The organism is Polaromonas sp., from assembly GCF_012927415.1.
Taxonomy (GTDB): Bacteria; Pseudomonadota; Gammaproteobacteria; order Burkholderiales; family Burkholderiaceae_C; genus Polaromonas.
The window spans coordinates 1-17,655 of the sequence record NZ_JABBPF010000178.1; the positions used below are offsets into that span (position 1 = coordinate 1).

General features: G+C 56.4%; 17 protein-coding genes, 1 tRNA gene and 1 pseudogene. 4 read left to right on the forward strand and 15 right to left on the reverse strand.

Going from position 1 to position 17,655, the window contains the following annotated elements:
* The 3 genes and pseudogenes from HHJ19_RS14780 to HHJ19_RS14790 form a co-directional block, all read left to right on the forward strand.
* Nucleotides 1-296, forward strand: a pseudogene (locus tag HHJ19_RS14780) (IS3 family transposase); the annotation flags it as partial.
* Nucleotides 297-428: 132 nt separating this feature from the next.
* A complete protein-coding gene (locus HHJ19_RS14785) occupies nucleotides 429-797 on the forward strand; it encodes a YciI family protein (protein WP_296908635.1) in 369 nt (122 codons plus the stop codon).
* A 182-nt stretch (nucleotides 798-979) separates the two neighbouring features.
* Nucleotides 980-1,453 carry a VOC family protein gene (locus HHJ19_RS14790; protein WP_296908636.1) on the forward strand — a complete coding sequence of 158 codons (474 nt, stop codon included), beginning with the start codon at nucleotides 980-982 and terminating at the stop codon, nucleotides 1,451-1,453.
* A gap of 584 nt (nucleotides 1,454-2,037) precedes the next feature.
* Here the strand turns inward: HHJ19_RS14790 and HHJ19_RS14795 are convergent.
* The 11 genes from HHJ19_RS14795 to HHJ19_RS14845 all read right to left on the reverse strand — a co-directional run bounded on the left by HHJ19_RS14795 (nucleotide 2,038) and on the right by HHJ19_RS14845 (nucleotide 12,427).
* A tRNA-Pro gene (locus tag HHJ19_RS14795) sits at nucleotides 2,038-2,114 on the reverse strand.
* A gap of 34 nt (nucleotides 2,115-2,148) precedes the next feature.
* Entirely contained in the window at nucleotides 2,149-2,628 is a 480-nt protein-coding gene (locus HHJ19_RS14800; RefSeq protein WP_296908637.1) for a MerR family transcriptional regulator, read from the reverse strand.
* A 154-nt stretch (nucleotides 2,629-2,782) separates the two neighbouring features.
* Complete coding sequence (locus HHJ19_RS14805; protein WP_296908638.1) at nucleotides 2,783-3,109, reverse strand: integration host factor subunit alpha; 327 nt, start codon at nucleotides 3,107-3,109, stop codon at nucleotides 2,783-2,785.
* A 47-nt stretch (nucleotides 3,110-3,156) separates the two neighbouring features.
* Nucleotides 3,157-5,583 carry a phenylalanine--tRNA ligase subunit beta gene (gene pheT / locus HHJ19_RS14810; protein ID WP_296908639.1) on the reverse strand — a complete coding sequence of 809 codons (2,427 nt, stop codon included), beginning with the start codon at nucleotides 5,581-5,583 and terminating at the stop codon, nucleotides 3,157-3,159.
* 33 nt (nucleotides 5,584-5,616) lie between these two features.
* Nucleotides 5,617-6,681, reverse strand: a complete 1,065-nt coding sequence (gene pheS, locus HHJ19_RS14815; RefSeq protein ID WP_296908640.1) for a phenylalanine--tRNA ligase subunit alpha — start codon at nucleotides 6,679-6,681, stop codon at nucleotides 5,617-5,619.
* 171 nt (nucleotides 6,682-6,852) lie between these two features.
* Entirely contained in the window at nucleotides 6,853-7,212 is a 360-nt protein-coding gene (gene rplT / locus HHJ19_RS14820) for a 50S ribosomal protein L20 (protein ID WP_296908641.1), read from the reverse strand.
* A 24-nt stretch (nucleotides 7,213-7,236) separates the two neighbouring features.
* Nucleotides 7,237-7,440 (reverse strand): 50S ribosomal protein L35, encoded by a 204-nt coding sequence (gene rpmI, locus HHJ19_RS14825; protein WP_011802230.1) that lies wholly within the window; start codon nucleotides 7,438-7,440, stop codon nucleotides 7,237-7,239.
* Nucleotides 7,441-7,674: 234 nt separating this feature from the next.
* Nucleotides 7,675-8,280 carry a translation initiation factor IF-3 gene (gene infC, locus HHJ19_RS14830; protein WP_296908649.1) on the reverse strand — a complete coding sequence of 202 codons (606 nt, stop codon included), beginning with the start codon at nucleotides 8,278-8,280 and terminating at the stop codon, nucleotides 7,675-7,677.
* A gap of 85 nt (nucleotides 8,281-8,365) precedes the next feature.
* Nucleotides 8,366-10,273 carry a threonine--tRNA ligase gene (gene thrS / locus HHJ19_RS14835; RefSeq protein WP_296908642.1) on the reverse strand — a complete coding sequence of 636 codons (1,908 nt, stop codon included), beginning with the start codon at nucleotides 10,271-10,273 and terminating at the stop codon, nucleotides 8,366-8,368.
* A gap of 97 nt (nucleotides 10,274-10,370) precedes the next feature.
* Complete coding sequence (gene aceA / locus HHJ19_RS14840) at nucleotides 10,371-11,690, reverse strand: isocitrate lyase (RefSeq protein WP_296908643.1); 1,320 nt, start codon at nucleotides 11,688-11,690, stop codon at nucleotides 10,371-10,373.
* 326 nt (nucleotides 11,691-12,016) lie between these two features.
* Nucleotides 12,017-12,427 carry a gamma-glutamylcyclotransferase gene (locus HHJ19_RS14845; RefSeq protein WP_296908644.1) on the reverse strand — a complete coding sequence of 137 codons (411 nt, stop codon included), beginning with the start codon at nucleotides 12,425-12,427 and terminating at the stop codon, nucleotides 12,017-12,019.
* 129 nt (nucleotides 12,428-12,556) lie between these two features.
* On the opposite strand from HHJ19_RS14845, the gene HHJ19_RS14850 reads away from it, so the two are divergent.
* Nucleotides 12,557-13,504 carry a DMT family transporter gene (locus tag HHJ19_RS14850; RefSeq protein WP_296908645.1) on the forward strand — a complete coding sequence of 316 codons (948 nt, stop codon included), beginning with the start codon at nucleotides 12,557-12,559 and terminating at the stop codon, nucleotides 13,502-13,504.
* On the opposite strand, the gene HHJ19_RS14855 is transcribed toward HHJ19_RS14850, so the two are convergent.
* From HHJ19_RS14855 to HHJ19_RS14870, 4 genes are all read right to left on the reverse strand, one after another.
* On the reverse strand, nucleotides 13,449-14,327 hold the full coding sequence (locus HHJ19_RS14855; RefSeq protein ID WP_296908646.1) for an ABC transporter permease: 879 nt from the start codon (nucleotides 14,325-14,327) through the stop codon (nucleotides 13,449-13,451). The two genes, HHJ19_RS14850 and HHJ19_RS14855, sit on opposite strands and share 56 nt — an antisense overlap.
* Before the next feature lies 1 nt (nucleotide 14,328).
* Nucleotides 14,329-15,258, reverse strand: a complete 930-nt coding sequence (locus HHJ19_RS14860) for an ABC transporter permease (protein WP_296908647.1) — start codon at nucleotides 15,256-15,258, stop codon at nucleotides 14,329-14,331.
* 9 nt (nucleotides 15,259-15,267) lie between these two features.
* Nucleotides 15,268-16,368, reverse strand: a complete 1,101-nt coding sequence (gene potA, locus HHJ19_RS14865; protein ID WP_296908648.1) for a polyamine ABC transporter ATP-binding protein — start codon at nucleotides 16,366-16,368, stop codon at nucleotides 15,268-15,270.
* A 94-nt stretch (nucleotides 16,369-16,462) separates the two neighbouring features.
* Nucleotides 16,463-17,655 (reverse strand): extracellular solute-binding protein (locus tag HHJ19_RS14870; RefSeq protein WP_366929415.1); only part of this gene is annotated, 1,193 nt, incomplete at its 5' end.

Below are 17,655 nucleotides of genomic sequence, written 5' to 3' on the forward strand. Positions count from 1 at the left end.
CTCAGCGACCGCACGTATGGGGCCCAGCCCGTGTGGAATGACATGCTGGCACTGGGTGAGGAATACGGCTTACACCGCATCGAACGGCTAATGCGTGAGCAGGCGCTGCGTGCAAGGCCTAGGCGCCGAGGCCTGCCACAAGACCGAGGCACACGCAGCACATTGCCGACAACGTACTAAGTCGTCAGTCCCGGGCCGATGCGCCGAATCAAAAATGGGTAACGGATTTTACATACATCTGGACAGCCGAGGGCTGGCTCTGTGCCGCTGCAGTGCTGGACCTGTATGTACGCCGTCGCGCAGACCGATATCAATCATCTATGTAAGCTCTGCTGTTGGAATGGACTACATTGCAAAGAATTGGGGGCACACAGATTTACCGCATAGCCCACACCGAAATTTATTGCTCTGAGAAAAAGGAGAAAAACATGAAATTTATGATGTTGATGATTCCGGCTGCTTATCAGGATCGGAAACCTGAGCCAGACTTCAAGCCGGATCAGAAGGCAATGGAAGCGATGGGAAGGTTCAACGAAGAAATGGGTAAAGAGCTCAAAATAGAATCGCTCAATGGCCTGCATCCACAGGCCAAAGGGGCGCGGGTCTCGTTCGCTAATGACAAGCCCTCCGTGACCGACGGCCCGTTCATCAAATCGAAGGAAGTGTTGGGCGGCTACTGGTTATTGGAAGCGCCGTCCAAGGAAGAAGTGGTGAAGTGGGCGCAACGCTGCCCAGCGGAGGAAGGCGACACCATTGAGATCCGGCAAATCTTTGAACCAGAAGATTTCGCGCCATAGAGCGAGTGCCGATGAAACATCGGCCTGGGTCACGCGCGTTTCGCCGATGTGAAAAACTCTGACAGGTACAAATAAGTGCTGCAAGAGCCGAGATAGCACCCCGCTGCGCCAGAACGACTTCAACCCATGAGGCCGCGTAGTAGGCTCATTCTTTTCACTGATTGACATAAGGAATAAATCAAATGGCCAAGAATACGATTTGCCTTTGGTATGAACGCGATGCGGAAGAAGCCGCTCGCTTCTACGCCAAGACCTTTCCGGACAGCAGCGTTGGCGCCGTCCACCGTGCGCCGGCTGACTATCCCGATGGCAAAGCTGGCGACGTTTGGACGATTGAATTCACCGTCATGGGTGTCTCCTGCATCGGCCTCAATGGCGGGCCGCGGTTTACGCATAGCGAGGCGTTCTCGTTCCAAATTGCAACCGAAACGCAGGAGGAGACAGACCGTTACTGGAACGCGATCGTCGACAACGGCGGGCAGGAGAGCCAGTGTGGATGGTGCAAAGACAAATGGGGTATCAGCTGGCAGATCACTCCGCAGGCGCTGACCGATGCGTTAGCGAAGGGCGGCGACGCGGCCAAGCGTGCGTTCGAGGCGATGATGCCCATGACGAAAATCAACGTCGCCGCGATTGAAGCGGCTGTGATCGGCTGAATCAATTGCGCTCGATGCGAGTTAGGCGGCCCGGCCTCCGCTCTAGGGCGAAGTTCCATGATCGCTTTCGACGACCGGTAACGGCGGCTTTGGGTCGTGAAGCATGTGAGGTTCATATGTGTATTACCACTGTCAGCCTTCTGCCGTCCTAAAACGGCACATCAAAGTCGCCCAAGGTTCTCGTCACGCTGGACTATTTGCCCATCACGTGACCAATTCTGGCCATCAATCCGGTGACCATTTCACGCAGCTCCTAAGCGCTCAAACTTGACAGTGATTTAGGGGCGATAAACCTGCCCTGAAGTGTGCTCGCGCTGGCGCCCGCAGGATGGAGGTCAGGTGGAACTTGGTTCGGTGCTGAGAGCGTTTGGACGCTTTTCCTTTTTTCATCTACTAGACGCGAGGCATGGGACTGTTCGGACGAAATCTGGATAAAAAAGCAACTGCGCCCTGTTTGACTGACTCTTTTCGAGAAAAAACTACCTTTTCCCTCGGTGGGGGCAACAGTGGGGGCAATTTACAGAAAGAGCCCCAGAAACGACAAAGGGGTTAGCAGGCACTTACCGGCTAACCCCTTAATCTAATGGTCGGTGTGAAAGGATTCGAACCTTCGACCCCTTGCACCCCATGCAAGTGCGCTACCAGGCTGCGCCACACACCGAATAAGTTGTAAGTATAACCCGGCGAAACACTTGTCAATAACTGGGGTTGAGCAGATCGCGGATTTCACATAGCTCCCGGCGCAGGAGTTGCAACCGTTGTTGAAACATGCTTGCCTCGGGCATGTCAGCAGGCCCATGCGCACTGTCCTCAAAGTCGGCTGAATCGGAAAAGTCCTCAAGAACCGAGTCACCGACCTCCAGCAGTTCCATGCCTTCGAGCATGATCTCGCCGTTGCGACGCTTGTCACGCTCGGTTTGAACGAGTTCCTGCAACTTGTTGCGCGCGCCGCTGATAGTGAACCCTTGGTCGTACAACAGATCCCGGATTCGGCGAATCATCAGCACCTCATGGTGCTGGTAATAACGGCGGTTGCCGCGTCTTTTCATTGGACGTAACTGGGTAAACTCTTGCTCCCAATAGCGGAGAACATGAGGTTTAACGCCGCATAAATCACCTACTTCGCCAATGGTGAAGTAGCGTTTTGCAGGAATGAACGGAAGTGTTTTCTCCAATTAAATCAATACACTAATGATGAAAAACATCAAATTTACTCCAAGTCGAAACTTAGCGCAAAGGGTTGCCCGCATTTTTGGAAAGGTGTTGTTCTGTCACACAATTGACGATTTGTTACCAGCTCCAGCCTTTCAAGCAGGCGCCTGCTTCCTCCTATTCAGGCAGTCCAATGCCCTGTATTTGGTCCTTTAGCTTATGGCTTGCGTGAAAAGTGACTACTCGACGGGCCTGAATGGGAATGGCTTCACCGGTTCGCGGGTTGCGGCCGGGACGGGGCGCTTTGGTTCGAATCTGAAAATTGCCAAAACCGGAAATTTTCACATCCTTACCCTCCACCAAACCTTCGGATATCAGGTCAAAGAAGGCGTCTATCATGTCTTTGGATTCACGCTTGTTCAGACCTATTTGCTCGAACAGCAACTCGGCCAGATGCGCTTTGGTCAGCGCGGGGGTTTCCAGACTTTCAATAGAAAATTCCATGCATCCTCCAGACGATTATTGTTTTTGTATCGAATTAAGCAGATGCATCAGGCACGTAGTCGCGCCTGCAACCGAAGCTGTAAACTTGCAACAACTGACTGGACCACCCCCTCTATGGTTTCATCGGTCAAGGTCGATGCACCGCCAGAGAGCACCAAGCGCAAGGCAAGACTTTTTTCGCCCAACTGCATGGCGGCATTGGCCTGCAGGGGCCGGTAGACATCGAACAGCACCGCGCCCTTAACCAAGCCCCCGGTGCTGGCTTCGTGAACTGCTGCCATAAGCGCTGCATGTGTCACGCTCTCTGCCACGATGATGGCGATATCCCGCTCGACCGGCTGCAGCTTGCTGACCGCTTTAAAAACCGGCATCTCACGTTGCAGCACTGCATCGAGTTCCAATTCAAACAGCAGGGGCGCCTGGGCCAGTTCGTAGCCTTGACGCCACTGCGGATGCAACTCGCCAACGAAACCAACCGGCTTGCCCGCAACACTCACGCTGGCGCAGCGGCCGGGATGCATGGCGGGGTGATCTGCCGGCGCAAAAACCGCTTGCAGTGGCGCCAGCAAGGCCTCAACGTCCCCCTTGACATCAAAGAAGTCCACTGCCTTGTCGGGCTGGCCCCAATGCAGTTGCGATCGTGGACCGTAGGCAAGGCCCGCCACCCGCATGGGTTGGTCAAAACCTGCCACGGTGGAGTCGGTATTTTGACTTTGGGCATCGCGCAAAAATATCCGGCCCAGCTCAAACACATTCACGCGCGGCGCCTTGCGGTCCAGGTTGAACTTGAGCACCTGCAGCAGCGAGCCCAGCAGCGACGAGCGCATCACGCTCATCTGGCTGGCAATCGGATTGAGCAGCTTTATGGGATCGGGGTTGCCGGCGAGCTCGTGCTCCCAGCGTTCTTCCACAAAGCTGAAGTTGATGGTTTCCTGGTAGCCGAGCGAAGCCATCGCCCGGCGTACCGCATACGGACTGCGTTCGGCCTCAGGGCGAATTCTGGCGGTAATGGGTGCCAGCGGCGGCGTTTCGGGCAGCTGCTCATAGCCGACCATGCGCACCACCTCTTCAATCAGGTCTTCTTCGATCTGAAGGTCGAAACGGTAGCTGGGTGGCGTGACCGTCAACGTACCTTCGCCTTCAACGACATCCAGTCCGAGACGCTTGAGCGCATCCAGGCACTGCGCCTGCGTCAGCGGCATTCCGATAACCTTGGCGGCACGCGCCACACGCAAGGTTACGGGTACAGCCTTGGGCAGATTGACGTGGGCATCATCAATGGGACCGCACGACGTGGTGTTGCTGCCGCAAATATCAATGATGAGCTGCGTGATGCGTTCGATGTGTTCGACGGTCTGGCCCGGATCCACGCCCCGCTCAAAACGATGTCCGGCATCGGTAGAGAAGTTGTAGCGGCGTGAACGGCCCGCGATGGCTTTTGGCCACCAGAAGGCGGCTTCAACATAAACGTTTTTCGTGTCGCTGGACACTGCAGTGCCATCGCCGCCCATGATGCCGGCGAGTGATTCAACCTGATTCTCGTCAGCAATTACGCCGACTTTATTGTCGACCGTCACCGTCGTGCCATTGAGCAGCTTGAGCGTTTCGCCGGGCTTGCCCCATCGAACGTCAAGCCCGCCATGGATTTTGTCGAGGTCAAAGATGTGGCTGGGGCGACCTAATTCAAACATCACGTAGTTCGAAATATCCACCAGCGCGGTTACGCTGCGCTGGCCGCAACGCGCCAAGCGGTCTACCATCCAGAGCGGAGTGGCGGCTTGAGGATTGACGTCGCGCACGATGCGCCCGGAAAACCGGCCACACAGGTCGGGCGCACTGACCTTTACGGCCAGCTTGTCTTGACTACCCACGGCAACAGATGGGAAAACCGGTGATTTCAGAGGCGCGCCGGTCAGCGCGGCGACTTCCCGCGCAACGCCAAAGACACTCAGGCAATGGGCCAGATTGGGAGTGAGCTTGAGCGTGAACAAGGTGTCGTCGAGCCTGAGGTGCTCGCGGATATCCTGGCCCAGCGACGCGTCAGGTGCCAGTTCCAGCAGACCGCCGTGGTCTTCCGACAGCCTGAGTTCGCGCGCCGAGCACAACATGCCTTCGCTTTCGACGCCGCGCAGCTTGCCGACCTTGATCAGCAAGGGCTTGCCGTCTTCTCCAGGCGGCAATTCAGCGCCCACCAGCGCGCAAGGCACCTTGATGCCAACGCGCGCATTGGGCGCCCCGCAGACGATGGTTAAAGGGCTGCCCTGCCCTACATCAACCTGGCAGACACGCAATCGATCGGCATTCGGATGCTGCACAGCTCCCAAGATTTGACCGACCACGATACGGCTAAAAGGCGGCGCGACCGGCTTGAGTTCTTCAACTTCAAGTCCGGCCATGGTCAGGGTTTCAGCAAGCTGGTCGGTGCTGATCGGTGGGTTGCAAAATTCGCGCAACCAGGATTCAGGAAATTGCATGGTGTGGCCTTGTTCTTTTGCTGATTGTTCTGGTCAGGACTGGAACTGGGACAAAAAGCGGATATCGCCGTCGAAGAACAGGCGCAAATCATTGACGCCGTAGCGCAGCATGGTCAACCGGTCCGGGCCCATGCCAAAGGCAAAGCCGATATATTTTTCAGGGTCAAGTCCCATGTTGCGCACCACATTCGGATGAACCTGACCCGAGCCGGCCACTTCAAGCCAGCGTCCAGATAACGGGCCGGTCTGAAACTGGATGTCAATCTCTGCGCTCGGCTCGGTGAACGGGAAAAAACTCGGGCGAAAACGCAGCACGAGGTCATCGCTTTCAAAAAAGGTCCGGCAGAAATCGGTAAACACGAACTTCAAGTCCTTGAAACTCACGTTCTCGCCAATCCACAAGCCTTCGCATTGGTGGAACATGGGCGAATGCGTGGCATCGCTGTCGACCCGATAAGTGCGGCCCGGCGCAATAACGCGAATCTCCGGCATGCGGCCACCCTCATCGATCAACGCGCGGTGTTTTTTGACATGCTGGACGGCATAGCGGATCTGCATCGGACTGGTATGGGTGCGTAGCAAATTGGGCGCGTTGTCACGACCGCCTTCGACATAAAAAGTGTCGTGCATGGAACGCGCAGGATGATCTTCGGGCGTGTTGAGTGCGGTGAAATTGAACCAGTCCGTTTCAATCTCGGGGCCTTGTGCCACGTCAAAACCCATGGAACCGAAAATGCTTTCGATGCGCTCGAGCGTGAGGGATACCGGGTGTAAACCACCCAGAGATCGCTGGCGGCCGGGCAGGCTGACATCAAGCGCTTCAGCTTTGAGTTGCTTTTCAAGCTCGGCATCGGCGAGCGCCTGACGACGCTCGTTCAACGCGGCTTCAATGGCCTGCTTAGCCAGATTGATGGCGGCGCCGTGGGATTTTTTTTCTTCCACGGGCAGTCGCGCCATACCCTTCATCAATTCGGTGATGCGCCCTGATTTGCCGAGAAACTGTGCCTTGGCATTTTCCAGATCAGCTGGCGTGGTGGCCTGCGCAAAACCGGTTTTCGCAGCACTTACCAGTTCATTGAGGGTATTGGCATCGTTCATAAATTCTCTTGTACGGGTGCGGGAGAAACACAGCAGCGCTACTTCGGCCACACGGCCAACATACAGGCGCAACACAGAGGGCCATAAAAAAAGGCCAGAGCTTTTTCAAGCTCCAGCCTTTCCTTTTCGTATGCAGCCAGCTACTGATTTAATAGCAAGGCGCCCTGAAAATCAGGCAGCCAGCTTGGCTTTCGCCTGCTCGACAATAGCGCTGAAAGCTGCGCTGTCATGGATGGCCATATCGGACAAAACCTTGCGGTCAATTTCGATACCGGCTTTTTTCAGCCCATTGGTGAACTGGCTGTAGGTCAGGCCAAATGAACGGCTGGCAGCATTGATACGGGCGATCCACAAACGGCGAAACACACGTTTTTTAGTACGACGGTCACGGTAGGCATATTGCCCAGCCTTCATTACCGCTTCTTTGGCAATACGGAAGACGTTACCGCGACGACCGCGGAACCCTTTTGCAAGGGCGAGAACTTTTTTGTGGCGGGCGCGAGCCGTTACACCACGTTTGACGCGAGGCATGTATTACTCCTTGTTCGTCGTTGGTTAAATGCCACGGCCTGGCAGCATCTGTGCCATGTGACCCATGTTGGTCTCATGAACAGCGACTGAACCACGCAGTTGGCGTTTGTTTTTAGTGGTCTTCTTGGTCAGGATGTGACGCTTGAAAGCTTGACCGCGTTTGACGGTGCCACCTGGACGAACGCGGAAACGCTTTTTGGCGCCGCTCTTGGTCTTCATTTTGGGCATATGAATGCTCCTTTTCATTTGTGCTCGAGAGGCGTTGCGAAACTTTCGCAAACTTGATGGCCCCGAGCCACTTGTTAATGGCAAGTTTTAATACCTGCCACCACGCGCAACAGCTTTTACACCGTCACTTTTGAAAGACTTGCTTTTCGCCAGCCTCTTCAGGAACCCTGTTACGGGCACCTTTCACAACCTGATGATCAAAAAATCAGCATGCCCTTATTTCAAACTGGTAGCTCAGATTGCAGCCGACGGCGCGGCTTCTGCCGCTACTGCCTTGGCCGCGACTTTCTTTCGGCCCGGGGCGATCATCATTACCATCTGCCGGCCTTCCAGCTTGGGAAATTGCTCCACCAAAATCAAATCAGCCAACTCATCACGAATCCGCGCCAGCAGGGCCAAGCCCAGTTCCTGGTGCGTGATTTCACGGCCGCGAAAGCGAAGGGTAATCTTGCACTTGTCGCCATCTTCCAGAAAGCGCTTTATATTGCGCAACTTAATGTTGTAGTCGCCATCATCGGTGCCGGGTCGGAATTTGATTTCCTTGACCTCGATCACTTTTTGCTTGGACTTCGCTTCCGCCGCCTTTTTCTGCTCGGCGTATTTGAACTTGCCGTAGTCCATCAACCTGCAAACTGGTGGTACCGCCGTCGGCGAAATCTCTACCAAGTCAACGTCCGCTTCCCCTGCCAGACGCAACGCCTCCATGAGGCTAACGATGCCCAAGGGCTCATTATCCGGCCCACTCAGGCGTACTTCAGGGGCCATGATTTCACGGTTCAAGCGATGCTTGCGTTCTTCACGGTGACGGCGGTCACGAAATTCTGTAGCGATGGTGCGAATCCTTCAATATTTGCTATAAAAGCTATAGCTGCTTGTGCCCGTCTCAAAACGACGACAGACCGAATTCATCAAAAACTTTTGAAAATCAGGTTTTTTGTGCGATGTCAGACGCAATCTGCAAGGCAAACGCTTCGAGAGACATCACTCCAAGGTCTTTGTTACCCCGGGCACGCACCGAAACTGCTCCTGCGACCATCTCCTTGTCACCGACGACAAGGATATAAGGTTGCTTTTGCAGCGAGTGCTCCCGTATTTTATACGTAATTTTCTCATTGCGCAGATCAAGATTGACCCTAAGCCCTTGATTCCGCAGCGTTTTAGCAACTTCACTGGCGTAATTGGCCTGCGAATCGGTAATTGTGAGCACAGAAACCTGCTCCGGCGCCAGCCAGGTTGGCAACGCACCGGCGTGTTCCTCGATCAGAATTCCAATGAATCGCTCCAGGCTTCCGACAATCGCGCGGTGCAGCATCACAGGGCGATGCCGAGCGCCGTCTTCGCCGACATATTCGGCATCCAGCCGTTCTGGCATCGAGAAATCGACCTGGATTGTGCCGCATTGCCACTGCCGCCCGATCGCGTCTTTCAGCGTGTATTCAATCTTGGGGCCGTAAAACGCGCCCTCCCCGGGGGAAATTTCAAATTCACAGCCCGAAGCGCGCAGACTTTCTATCAGGGCGTGCTCGGCCTTGTCCCAGCTTTCGTCAGAGCCAATACGGGCGTCAGGCCGAGTGGCGACCTTGTAGATAATATTTTTAAAGCCGAAGTCGGTGTAGACCTTTTGTAGCAGCGTCGTGTAATCAACGCATTCTTTCAGAATCTGCTCGTCGGTACAAAAAATGTGGCCATCGTCCTGGGTGAAGCCGCGAACACGCATGATGCCGTGCAGTCCGCCCGTCGGCTCGTTGCGATGGCACTGGCCAAATTCGCCATAGCGCAGCGGCAAATCGCGGTAACTCTTGATGCCCTGCTTGAAAATCAGGATGTGGCCGGGGCAGTTCATCGGCTTGAGGGCAAACTCGCGTTTCTCACTTTCGGTCGTGAACATGTTGTCGCGGTACTTGTCCCAGTGACCGGTCTTTTCCCAAAGCGTCTTGTCCAGCAGTTGCGGACCCTTGACTTCGTGATAACCGTTGTCCTGGTAAACCTTGCGCATGTACTGCTCAACCCCCTGCCAGACCGTCCAGCCCTTGGGATGCCAGAACACCAGACCCGGCGCATGGTCATCAATGTGAAACAGGTCAAGCTCCTTGCCCAGCTTGCGGTGGTCGCGTTTGTCAGCCTCTTCCAGCATCGTCAGATACTGCTGCAGCTCATCCTTGGAGGCCCAGGCCGTGCCGTAGATGCGTTGCAGCATCTCGTTGCGGTGATCGCCACGCCAGTAAGCGCCTGCGACTTTCATAAGCTTGAAAAATTTCAGTTTTCCCGTGCTTGGCACATGGGGGCCGCGACACAAATCCTCAAACGCGCCCTCGCGGTACAAGGACACATCTTCATTGGCCGGAATGCTGGCGATGATTTCGGCCTTGTAATGCTCACCCAGGCTTTTGAAATACGCCACGGCTTCGTCGCGCGGTAACACGCGGCGCGTGACCGGCTCATCCTTGGCCGCAAGTTCGGTCATGCGTTTTTCGATGGCTACCAGGTCTTCCGGGGTAAAAGGCCGCTTGTAGGAAAAATCATAAAAGAAACCGTTTTCGATCACCGGGCCAATGGTGACCTGCACATCCGGAAACAGCGCCTTGACCGCATACGCCAGCAAGTGGGCGGCGCTGTGGCGGATCAGCTCCAGCCCATCGGCGTCCTTGGCGGTAATGATGGAGACCGCACTATCCTGGTCAATGAGATAGCTGGTATCGACCAGCTTGCCGTTCACCTTGCCACCCAGGGCCGCCTTGGAAAGACCGGCACCGATGGAGGCGGCAACTTCGGCTACGGTGACAGGGTCAGAGTAGTCGCGTTTGGAGCTATCAGGAAGTGTGATTTGAATCATGGTTTCGAAAACAAAAATAAAAAAGCGCGGACTGGCCGCGCTTGAAAGCTTAAGGCAGGGATGACGTAATTTTACGCCGCCCCGACTGCACATCAGGTCAGTGGAACTGCTCTTCCTCGGTCGAACCGGTCAGCGCGGTCACGCTGGACTTGCCGCCCTGAATCACGGTGGTCACTTCGTCGAAGTAGCCGGTGCCGACTTCCTGCTGGTGCGATACAAAGGTGTAGCCACGGCCGCGGGCTGCGAATTCGGGCTCTTGCACCTTCTCGATGTAGGCTGTCATGCCGCGTTTCACATAGTCCTGGGCCAAGTCGAACATGTTGTACCACATGGAATGGATGCCAGCCAGCGTGATGAACTGGTACTTGTAACCCATCGCGCCGAGTTCTTTCTGGAACTTGGCGATGGTCGCATCATCCAGGTTCTTCTTCCAGTTGAACGATGGCGAGCAGTTGTAAGCCAGCATCTTGCCGGGGTGAACGGCATGCACGGCATCGGCAAATTTCTTCGCAAATTCCAGGTCGGGCGTACCGGTTTCGCACCACACCAAATCAGCGTAATGCGCATAGGCAACGGCGCGCGAGATCGCCTGGTCCATGCCTTTGCGGGTTTTGTAGAAACCTTCCGCGGTGCGCTCGCCGGTGATGAAGGGCTTGTCGTTCTCGTCGTAGTCGCTGGTCAGCAGGTCGGCCGCTTCCGCATCGGTACGGGCAATCACCAGGGTCGGCACGCCGCAAACGTCGGCCGCCATGCGGGCAGCGATGAGCTTCTGGCAGGCTTCGGCGGTAGGCACCAGCACTTTGCCGCCCATGTGGCCGCATTTCTTGACGGAAGCCAGCTGGTCTTCAAAGTGAACACCGGCAGCGCCGGAATTGATCATGGCTTTCATCAGTTCAAAGGCATTCAGCACGCCACCGAAACCGGCTTCGGCATCGGCCACGATGGGCGCAAAGTTGTCGATGTAATTTGAGTCGCCGGCATCGATGCCCTTGGAATGCTGAATTTCGTCGGCGCGGCGGAAGGTGTTGTTGATCCGCTCGACCACTTTCGGCACCGAGTCAACCGGGTACAACGACTGGTCGGGGTACATCGCTGCGTAACCGTTGTTGTCGGCGGCGACTTGCCAGCCTGACAGGTAAATCGCCTTGACGCCGGCCTTCACCTGCTGCATGGCCTGGCCACCTGTCAATGCGCCCAGGCAGTTGACGTAAGGCTCGCTGTTAACCAGGCCCCAGAGCTTTTCAGCGCCACGGCGCGCCAACGTGTGCTCGATCGGGAACGAGCCGCGCAAGCGAACCACGTCAGCGGCGCTGTAACCGCGCTTGATTCCCTTCCAACGGGGGTTGGTGGCCCAGTCTTTTTCCAGGGCGGCAATTTGCTGTTCGCGGCTGAGTTGTTCGGTAAGGCTTTGCGGCATGATGAACTCCATAGGTTTAAAAAGTGTTTTTATTTTAAGTCTTGTACAAGACCTTTGTCGTCTCTTATGTCTTATATAAGACAAAAATAAAACCAAATGAAATCATGGATGAATAGCCAATTTGCCGCAATATGAAACGCCATTTCTCATATTGAGAAATTTTCTTGCACTGCAACATTTTAGTTTTTTATAATATGAAAACAATAGATGTGATTATGAAATGAACGACAACGCCGGCAGTCAGTGGACGCGAAATACGGCTCGACATCCGGTTCAGCATCCAGCGCAAACACCCCGGCATCCAGTTCGTGCCGGTTGGCAAGGACTCACACGGCGCTGTCAACGCGGTGGCGCACCCAGTCACCGCTGGCAATGACAGTTTTGCCGAGCACCCGTTCGGGCGCAATCTCATAGAACAGGCAGACGGCCTGCTCAAGTTGGCCAGCGACACCTTCAAGGCTGACCTGAATTTCGCGCTTGATGTATTCACCGCTGGGCTGGGGCCACACCTCCTCTATTGCGTCGAGTTGCCGCTCCAGTTCCGCGCTGATTTCATAGACCTCTCCATGAACCAGGCCCGCGCCGCTCAACAGCACACCCGGATAACTGTCCAGCTGATACATCACACCTCGCACGACCGCGCATCCGACCCGGCGCGGCGCAGGCTGCAGACGGTTGATATCTCGCTCTTCCCCAAGCCGCAGCGTACCGTAGACAAAAACATGACGGAGGCCCATTGGCGGCTTCATTAAAAGGCTCCGGTTGACCCATAAAAGTAAGGCATGATTTCACCCGGCGCCTGACTGCCCCGGGTCAGCCATCTCAACACGCCGAAAGCACGCCGGCGCAACAGGAACCCCAGTTTAATGAATCGCTTTCTGGCCTACGCCTGCCTCGCACTCAGCATGTCCCTGGTGGGCAGCTACGTGGCGCTGTCCAAACCGTTGGTCGCCGCCTTGCCCGTGTTTCTGCTCGCCTGGATGCGCTTTGGCCTGGGTGGGCTGGCGATGCTGCGCTGGCTGAAAAAACCAATGGATGAAATTCCCATGAGCGGCCAAACCCGGCGCCTGCTGTTTCTGGAGTCCTTTCTGGGTAATTTCCTGTTTTCAATCTGCATGCTGTATGGCGTGAGCATGACCAGCGCGGTGGCAGCCGGCGTCATCATGGCAGCCATTCCGGCGGTCGTGGCGGTGATGAGCTGGCTGTTTTTGCGCGAGCGCGTCGGCTTTCGTGTGGGGGCTGCGGTCGCCTGCGCCGTGCTCGGGATCGGCCTGGTTTCGCTATCAAAAGGTGAGCAAACAATAACGGTAATTGCTGGACGTGGGGCTGATTTGACCTCAAATCCTGTCTGGCTTGGCAATCTGTTTCTGGTGGGTGCCGTGCTGTGCGAAGCGGCCTATGCCGTGATCGGTAAAAAGCTGACCGGCGTGCTCAGCCCCAAACGCATTACGGCGCTGATCAACCTCTGGGGGTTTGCGCTGATCACGCCTTTCGGACTGTGGATGGCCTGGGGTTTTGACTTCGCCGCTGTGGCGCCGTCAAGTTGGGTGCTACTGCTATTTTATTCGCTGGCGGCCAGCGTCTGGACGGTCTGGCTCTGGATGACCGGGTTGAAAACCATTTCCGCCAACCAGGCCGGTGTGTTTACCGTGTTGTTGCCGGTCAGCGCCGCGGCGGTCGGCGTCATCGTATTGGGCGAAACGCTGAATGCGACCCAGGTCGGCGCCTTCGCCATCGCATTGACCGGCGTGGTGCTGGCTACCTTGCCGCAACGCGGCTTGCGACAGCCGGCTCCTGAGACCGGGCTGCATTGATCTCGCGCTGAAGCCGTCGCTGCCGGTGCGCCATTGACAGGCTGTAGCTGATGATGCCCAGCGACACCACCACAATCAAAATCGTCGCCGCCGCATAGATGGACGGGTTCACGCCGCGGCGGGCGTAGCTGAAAAACACCTGGGGCAAGGTCGTGACGCCCGGTCCCGACAAAAACTCGGAAATCACCACATCATCGAACGACAAGGTGAAAGTCAGCAGCCAGCTGGAGACCAGCGCCGGCGCGATATTCGGCAAGGTCACCCGAAAGAATACCTGCGCCGGCCGGCAGCCCAGGTCCATGGCGGCCTCTTCGATGGCACGGTCCATTTCGCCGAGGCGCGACTGGATCACCACCGTGGCATAGGCCATGCCCAGCAGCGTATGCCCAATAACGATGGTGACGAAACCCCGCTCCGGCCAGCCGAACGTGCGCTGCACCGCCACCATCAACAGCAGCAATGACAGCCCGATGATCACCTCAGGCATGACCAATGGCGCATTGACCACGCCGTAAAACAAGGTTCGGCCACTAAAGCGCAGGTAGCGCACCAGCACGAATGCGGCAAAACTGCCCAGTACCACCGACAGCGTACCCGTGACCAGCGCGACCTTGAGCGACAGGAAAAACCCGTCCACGAGGCGCGAGTCCGCAAGCAGGGCTTCATACCAGCGCAACGAAAAACCGGTAAACACACCGTCCTGCCGCGTGCTGTTGAAGGAGAAAGTGATCAGAAAAAACAGTGGAATGTAGAGAAACAGGTACACCAGCGCCAGCCAGAGCCGGCCAAGGTGCTTTTCCGCAAAGAGCCGCAAACTTCTCACGTCAGGACTCCCTGGCACCGCTGCGGTCGTTGCTGGCGCGATAATAAAAAGCCAGCGGGACGAGGATCAGCAGAATCATTACAACCGACAGGCTGGCTGCGCGCGGCCAGTTGTTGCTGCTGAACATTTCATCCCAGACGGCGCGGCCAATCATGATGTTTTCAGCGCCGCCCAGCAGCGAGGGAATGACAAATTCACCCACGCAGGGAATGAACACCAGCATGCAGCCGGCGATGATGCCGGATCGGCTCAAGGGCACGGTGATGAGCCAGAACGCCTTCCAGGCACTAGCGCCCAGGTCGTGGGCCGCTTCGAGCAGGCGAACATCCATTTTCACCAGGTTGGCGTACAGCGGCAGAATCATGAAGGGGCAATACACATAGCTCATGCCGACCAGCATGGACACGTCGGTATAAAGCATGGCAATCGGTTCCTGAATCAGACCCAGCCAAATCAGTAAATTGTTGAGCACACCCTGATCGGCCAGGATGCCCTTCCACGCATACACCCTTAGCAAAAATGAAGTCCAGAACGGCAGCATGACCAGCATCAGCAACGCCGGGCGGATGGAGGGCTTGGCTCGGGCCAGAAAATAAGCGAACGGATAACCAATCACCAGGCACAGCAGCGTCGTCAAAAACGCATATTTCAGCGAAGTCTTGTAGGCATCCAGATAAACCGTATTTCCCCAGACTGCACCCTGCTCCCGGTTGCTGAAAATCGACAGGTAGTTGTCGTATTTCAAAATCAGATGCCATGTCCCTGAAGCCGAATCAAGCAACGGCGCAAACGGGTCCACGCCGTTACCTATATCGGTGACGCTGATGCGCAGCAGGATCAGAAAGGGCAGGACAAAAAACACGATCAGCCAGAGATACGGCAGACCGATCACAAAACGCCGCCCGGGCCGCCATGAAAGCAGGTTTTTCATTGCCAAGCCTTACTGCGTCAGCACAAGCGAAGAAAACTCATCCCACCAGAAAAACACCGGGTCTTCCCAGGTGATGCTGCTTCCCTGGCGCGGCGTATGGGTCTCGGTAATCTTCACGCTGCGCCCGCCCGGCATCTCGACAATAAAGGTGCTGTAGCTGCCGAAATAGGCAATTTCGCGCACTTTGCCGGTAAACAGGTTCTGCTGTATTTGCGGCCGCTCTCTGGCAATGTGGATTTTCTCGGGCCGGACCGCAACGGCAACCGACATCCCCACCGCGCCGCTGATGCCGTGGCCCACGTTCACGATGCCGTGCTCGGTGCTGACCTCCCAGCAGTCCGCTTCGTCGAGCGTTAGCCGCCCTTCAAACAGGTTGACGTTGCCAATGAAGTCGGCGACAAAACGGCCGTTGGGATGCTCGTAAATTTCGCGGGGTGTGCCAACTTGCAGCACCCGGCCGTGGCTCATGACGGCAATGCGGGAAGCCATGGTCATGGCCTCCTCCTGGTCGTGCGTCACCATCACGCAGGTCACGCCGACCGATTCGATGATGTTGACCAGTTCAAACCGGGTGCGTTCGCGCAGCTTGCGGTCTAGCGCGCCCAACGGTTCGTCAAGCAGCAGCAATTGCGGTTTTTTGGCCAGGCTGCGTGCCAGCGCAACGCGTTGCTGCTGCCCGCCCGACAGCTGATGCGGCTTTCTTTTGGCCAGCGCCGTCATCTGCACCAGATTGAGCATCTCCTCGACGCGGGCCAGGATATGCGCCTTGGGCATACCTTCCCGCTTGAGGCCAAAGGCGATGTTGTCCCATACATTGAGATGGGGAAAAAGTGCGTACGACTGGAACATCATGTTGATCGGCCGCTCGTAGGGCGGAAAAGACGCGATGTCCACGCCGTTCAGAATCACCGCGCCCGAGGTCGGCTTTTCAAAACCCGCCAGCATACGCAGCAGGGTCGACTTGCCGCAGCCCGAGCTGCCCAACAGGGCAAATATCTCGCCTTTTTTGATGGCCAGCGACACTTCATCGACAGCGACCACATCGTCAAAGCGTTTGACCAGCTGTTCAGTTCTCAAATAACCATCGCCTGGCGACAGGGGCACGTTCATGGGGGTAGGTTCCTGCTGTCAAAAGCACCATGAAAAAGGCTGCGCACACAAATCATTGCATGCACAGCCGAAAAGCAGCGCTCGAAAAAAAAGCTTAATTGCCTTTTTTGAAGTGGGTGAACACATTGCTCATGGACTCACGCGCTTCGTTGCTGAAACTGGCTGGCGAAACCATCTTCTGCAGATTCACGGCATCGGGGAAAACGGCCATATCCTGGGCGATCTCGGGTTTCACGCTGGAAAGGCTGGCCTTGTTGGCGGTGGCGTACCCCAATTCATTGGTCAGCGAGGCCGAGACTTCCGGTCGCAGGAAGTAGTCGATAAAGGCATAGGCATTATTGGGATGCTTGGCATCCTTCGGAATCGCCAGGGTGTCGAAGAAAATCAGACCGCCGGTTTTGGGCAGTAGCGCCTCGACTTCGTTGCCGTTCTTGTTTTCGATGGCGCGGCCGCGGGCAATGTTGATGTCGCCGGCCCAGCCCAGCGCGACGCAGGCCTTGCCGCCAGCCAGGTCGTCGATCATGGTGCTGGAGAACATGCGGATGTGCGGCCGCACTTTGCCCAGCATTTCGCCCGCAGCCCTGTGGTCGGCCGGGTCATTTGAATAGGCGTTCTTGCCCAGGTAGTGCATGGCCGGGGGTATCACCTCGGTCGGCGAGTCGAGGTAGGCAATGCCGCAGGACTTGAGTTTGGCGGTATAAACCGGGTTGAAGACCAGCTCCCAGGCGTTATCGGGCAGCGGTAAAGGATTGGGCGCAGCGCCCAGCGCCTTGGCGACCTTGGCCTTGTTGATGCCGACTGTCGTAAAGCTCCAGGCCCAGGGAACCAGATAGGCGTTGCCCGGATCGATGGTGCCGAGCTTCTCCATGATGGCCGAATCCAGATTGCTGTAGCGGCTGATTTTGGATTTGTCGATTTTGGCCAGCAAGCCACCGTCGATCTGCGGCTTGGCGAACACGGCACCGGGCACCACGATGTCGTAGCCAGTATTGCCGGCGACCAGCTTGGCGTGAAGCGCTTCGTTGTTTTCAAAAGTCTGGTAATTGACCTTGATGCCGGTCTCCTTCTCGAAATTCGCCACCATGTCCTTGGCGATGTAGTCCGGCCAGTTGTAGATGTTGAGCACCTTTTCCTCGCTGTTCACCGCCACCGCCGCGCTCGCCGGCGCTGCCGGCGCTGCCGGCGCGGCAGCGGTGGCCGGCACCCCTTCCTTTTTGCCACAGGCGCCGAGCGCTACGACCGAAAAGGCAAAAATCCACAAATACTTTCTCATCATGTTCGAACTCC

Bases quoted from the DNA above. Each gene is read 5' to 3' on its own strand.
- HHJ19_RS14785 (WP_296908635.1), top strand. From the start codon at position 429: ATGAAATTTATGATGTTGATGATTCCGGCTGCTTATCAGGATCGGAAA.
- HHJ19_RS14790 (WP_296908636.1), top strand. From the start codon at position 980: ATGGCCAAGAATACGATTTGCCTTTGGTATGAACGCGATGCGGAAGAA.
- HHJ19_RS14805 (WP_296908638.1), bottom strand. From the start codon at position 3,109: ATGGAATTTTCTATTGAAAGTCTGGAAACCCCCGCGCTGACCAAAGCG.
- pheT (WP_296908639.1), bottom strand. From the start codon at position 5,583: ATGCAATTTCCTGAATCCTGGTTGCGCGAATTTTGCAACCCACCGATC.
- pheS (WP_296908640.1), bottom strand. From the start codon at position 6,681: ATGAACGATGCCAATACCCTCAATGAACTGGTAAGTGCTGCGAAAACC.
- rplT (WP_296908641.1), bottom strand. From the start codon at position 7,212: ATGCCTCGCGTCAAACGTGGTGTAACGGCTCGCGCCCGCCACAAAAAA.
- rpmI (WP_011802230.1), bottom strand. From the start codon at position 7,440: ATGCCCAAAATGAAGACCAAGAGCGGCGCCAAAAAGCGTTTCCGCGTT.
- thrS (WP_296908642.1), bottom strand. From the start codon at position 10,273: ATGATTCAAATCACACTTCCTGATAGCTCCAAACGCGACTACTCTGAC.
- aceA (WP_296908643.1), bottom strand. From the start codon at position 11,690: ATGCCGCAAAGCCTTACCGAACAACTCAGCCGCGAACAGCAAATTGCC.
- HHJ19_RS14845 (WP_296908644.1), bottom strand. From the start codon at position 12,427: ATGGGCCTCCGTCATGTTTTTGTCTACGGTACGCTGCGGCTTGGGGAA.
- HHJ19_RS14850 (WP_296908645.1), top strand. From the start codon at position 12,557: ATGAATCGCTTTCTGGCCTACGCCTGCCTCGCACTCAGCATGTCCCTG.
- HHJ19_RS14860 (WP_296908647.1), bottom strand. From the start codon at position 15,258: ATGAAAAACCTGCTTTCATGGCGGCCCGGGCGGCGTTTTGTGATCGGT.
- potA (WP_296908648.1), bottom strand. From the start codon at position 16,368: ATGAACGTGCCCCTGTCGCCAGGCGATGGTTATTTGAGAACTGAACAG.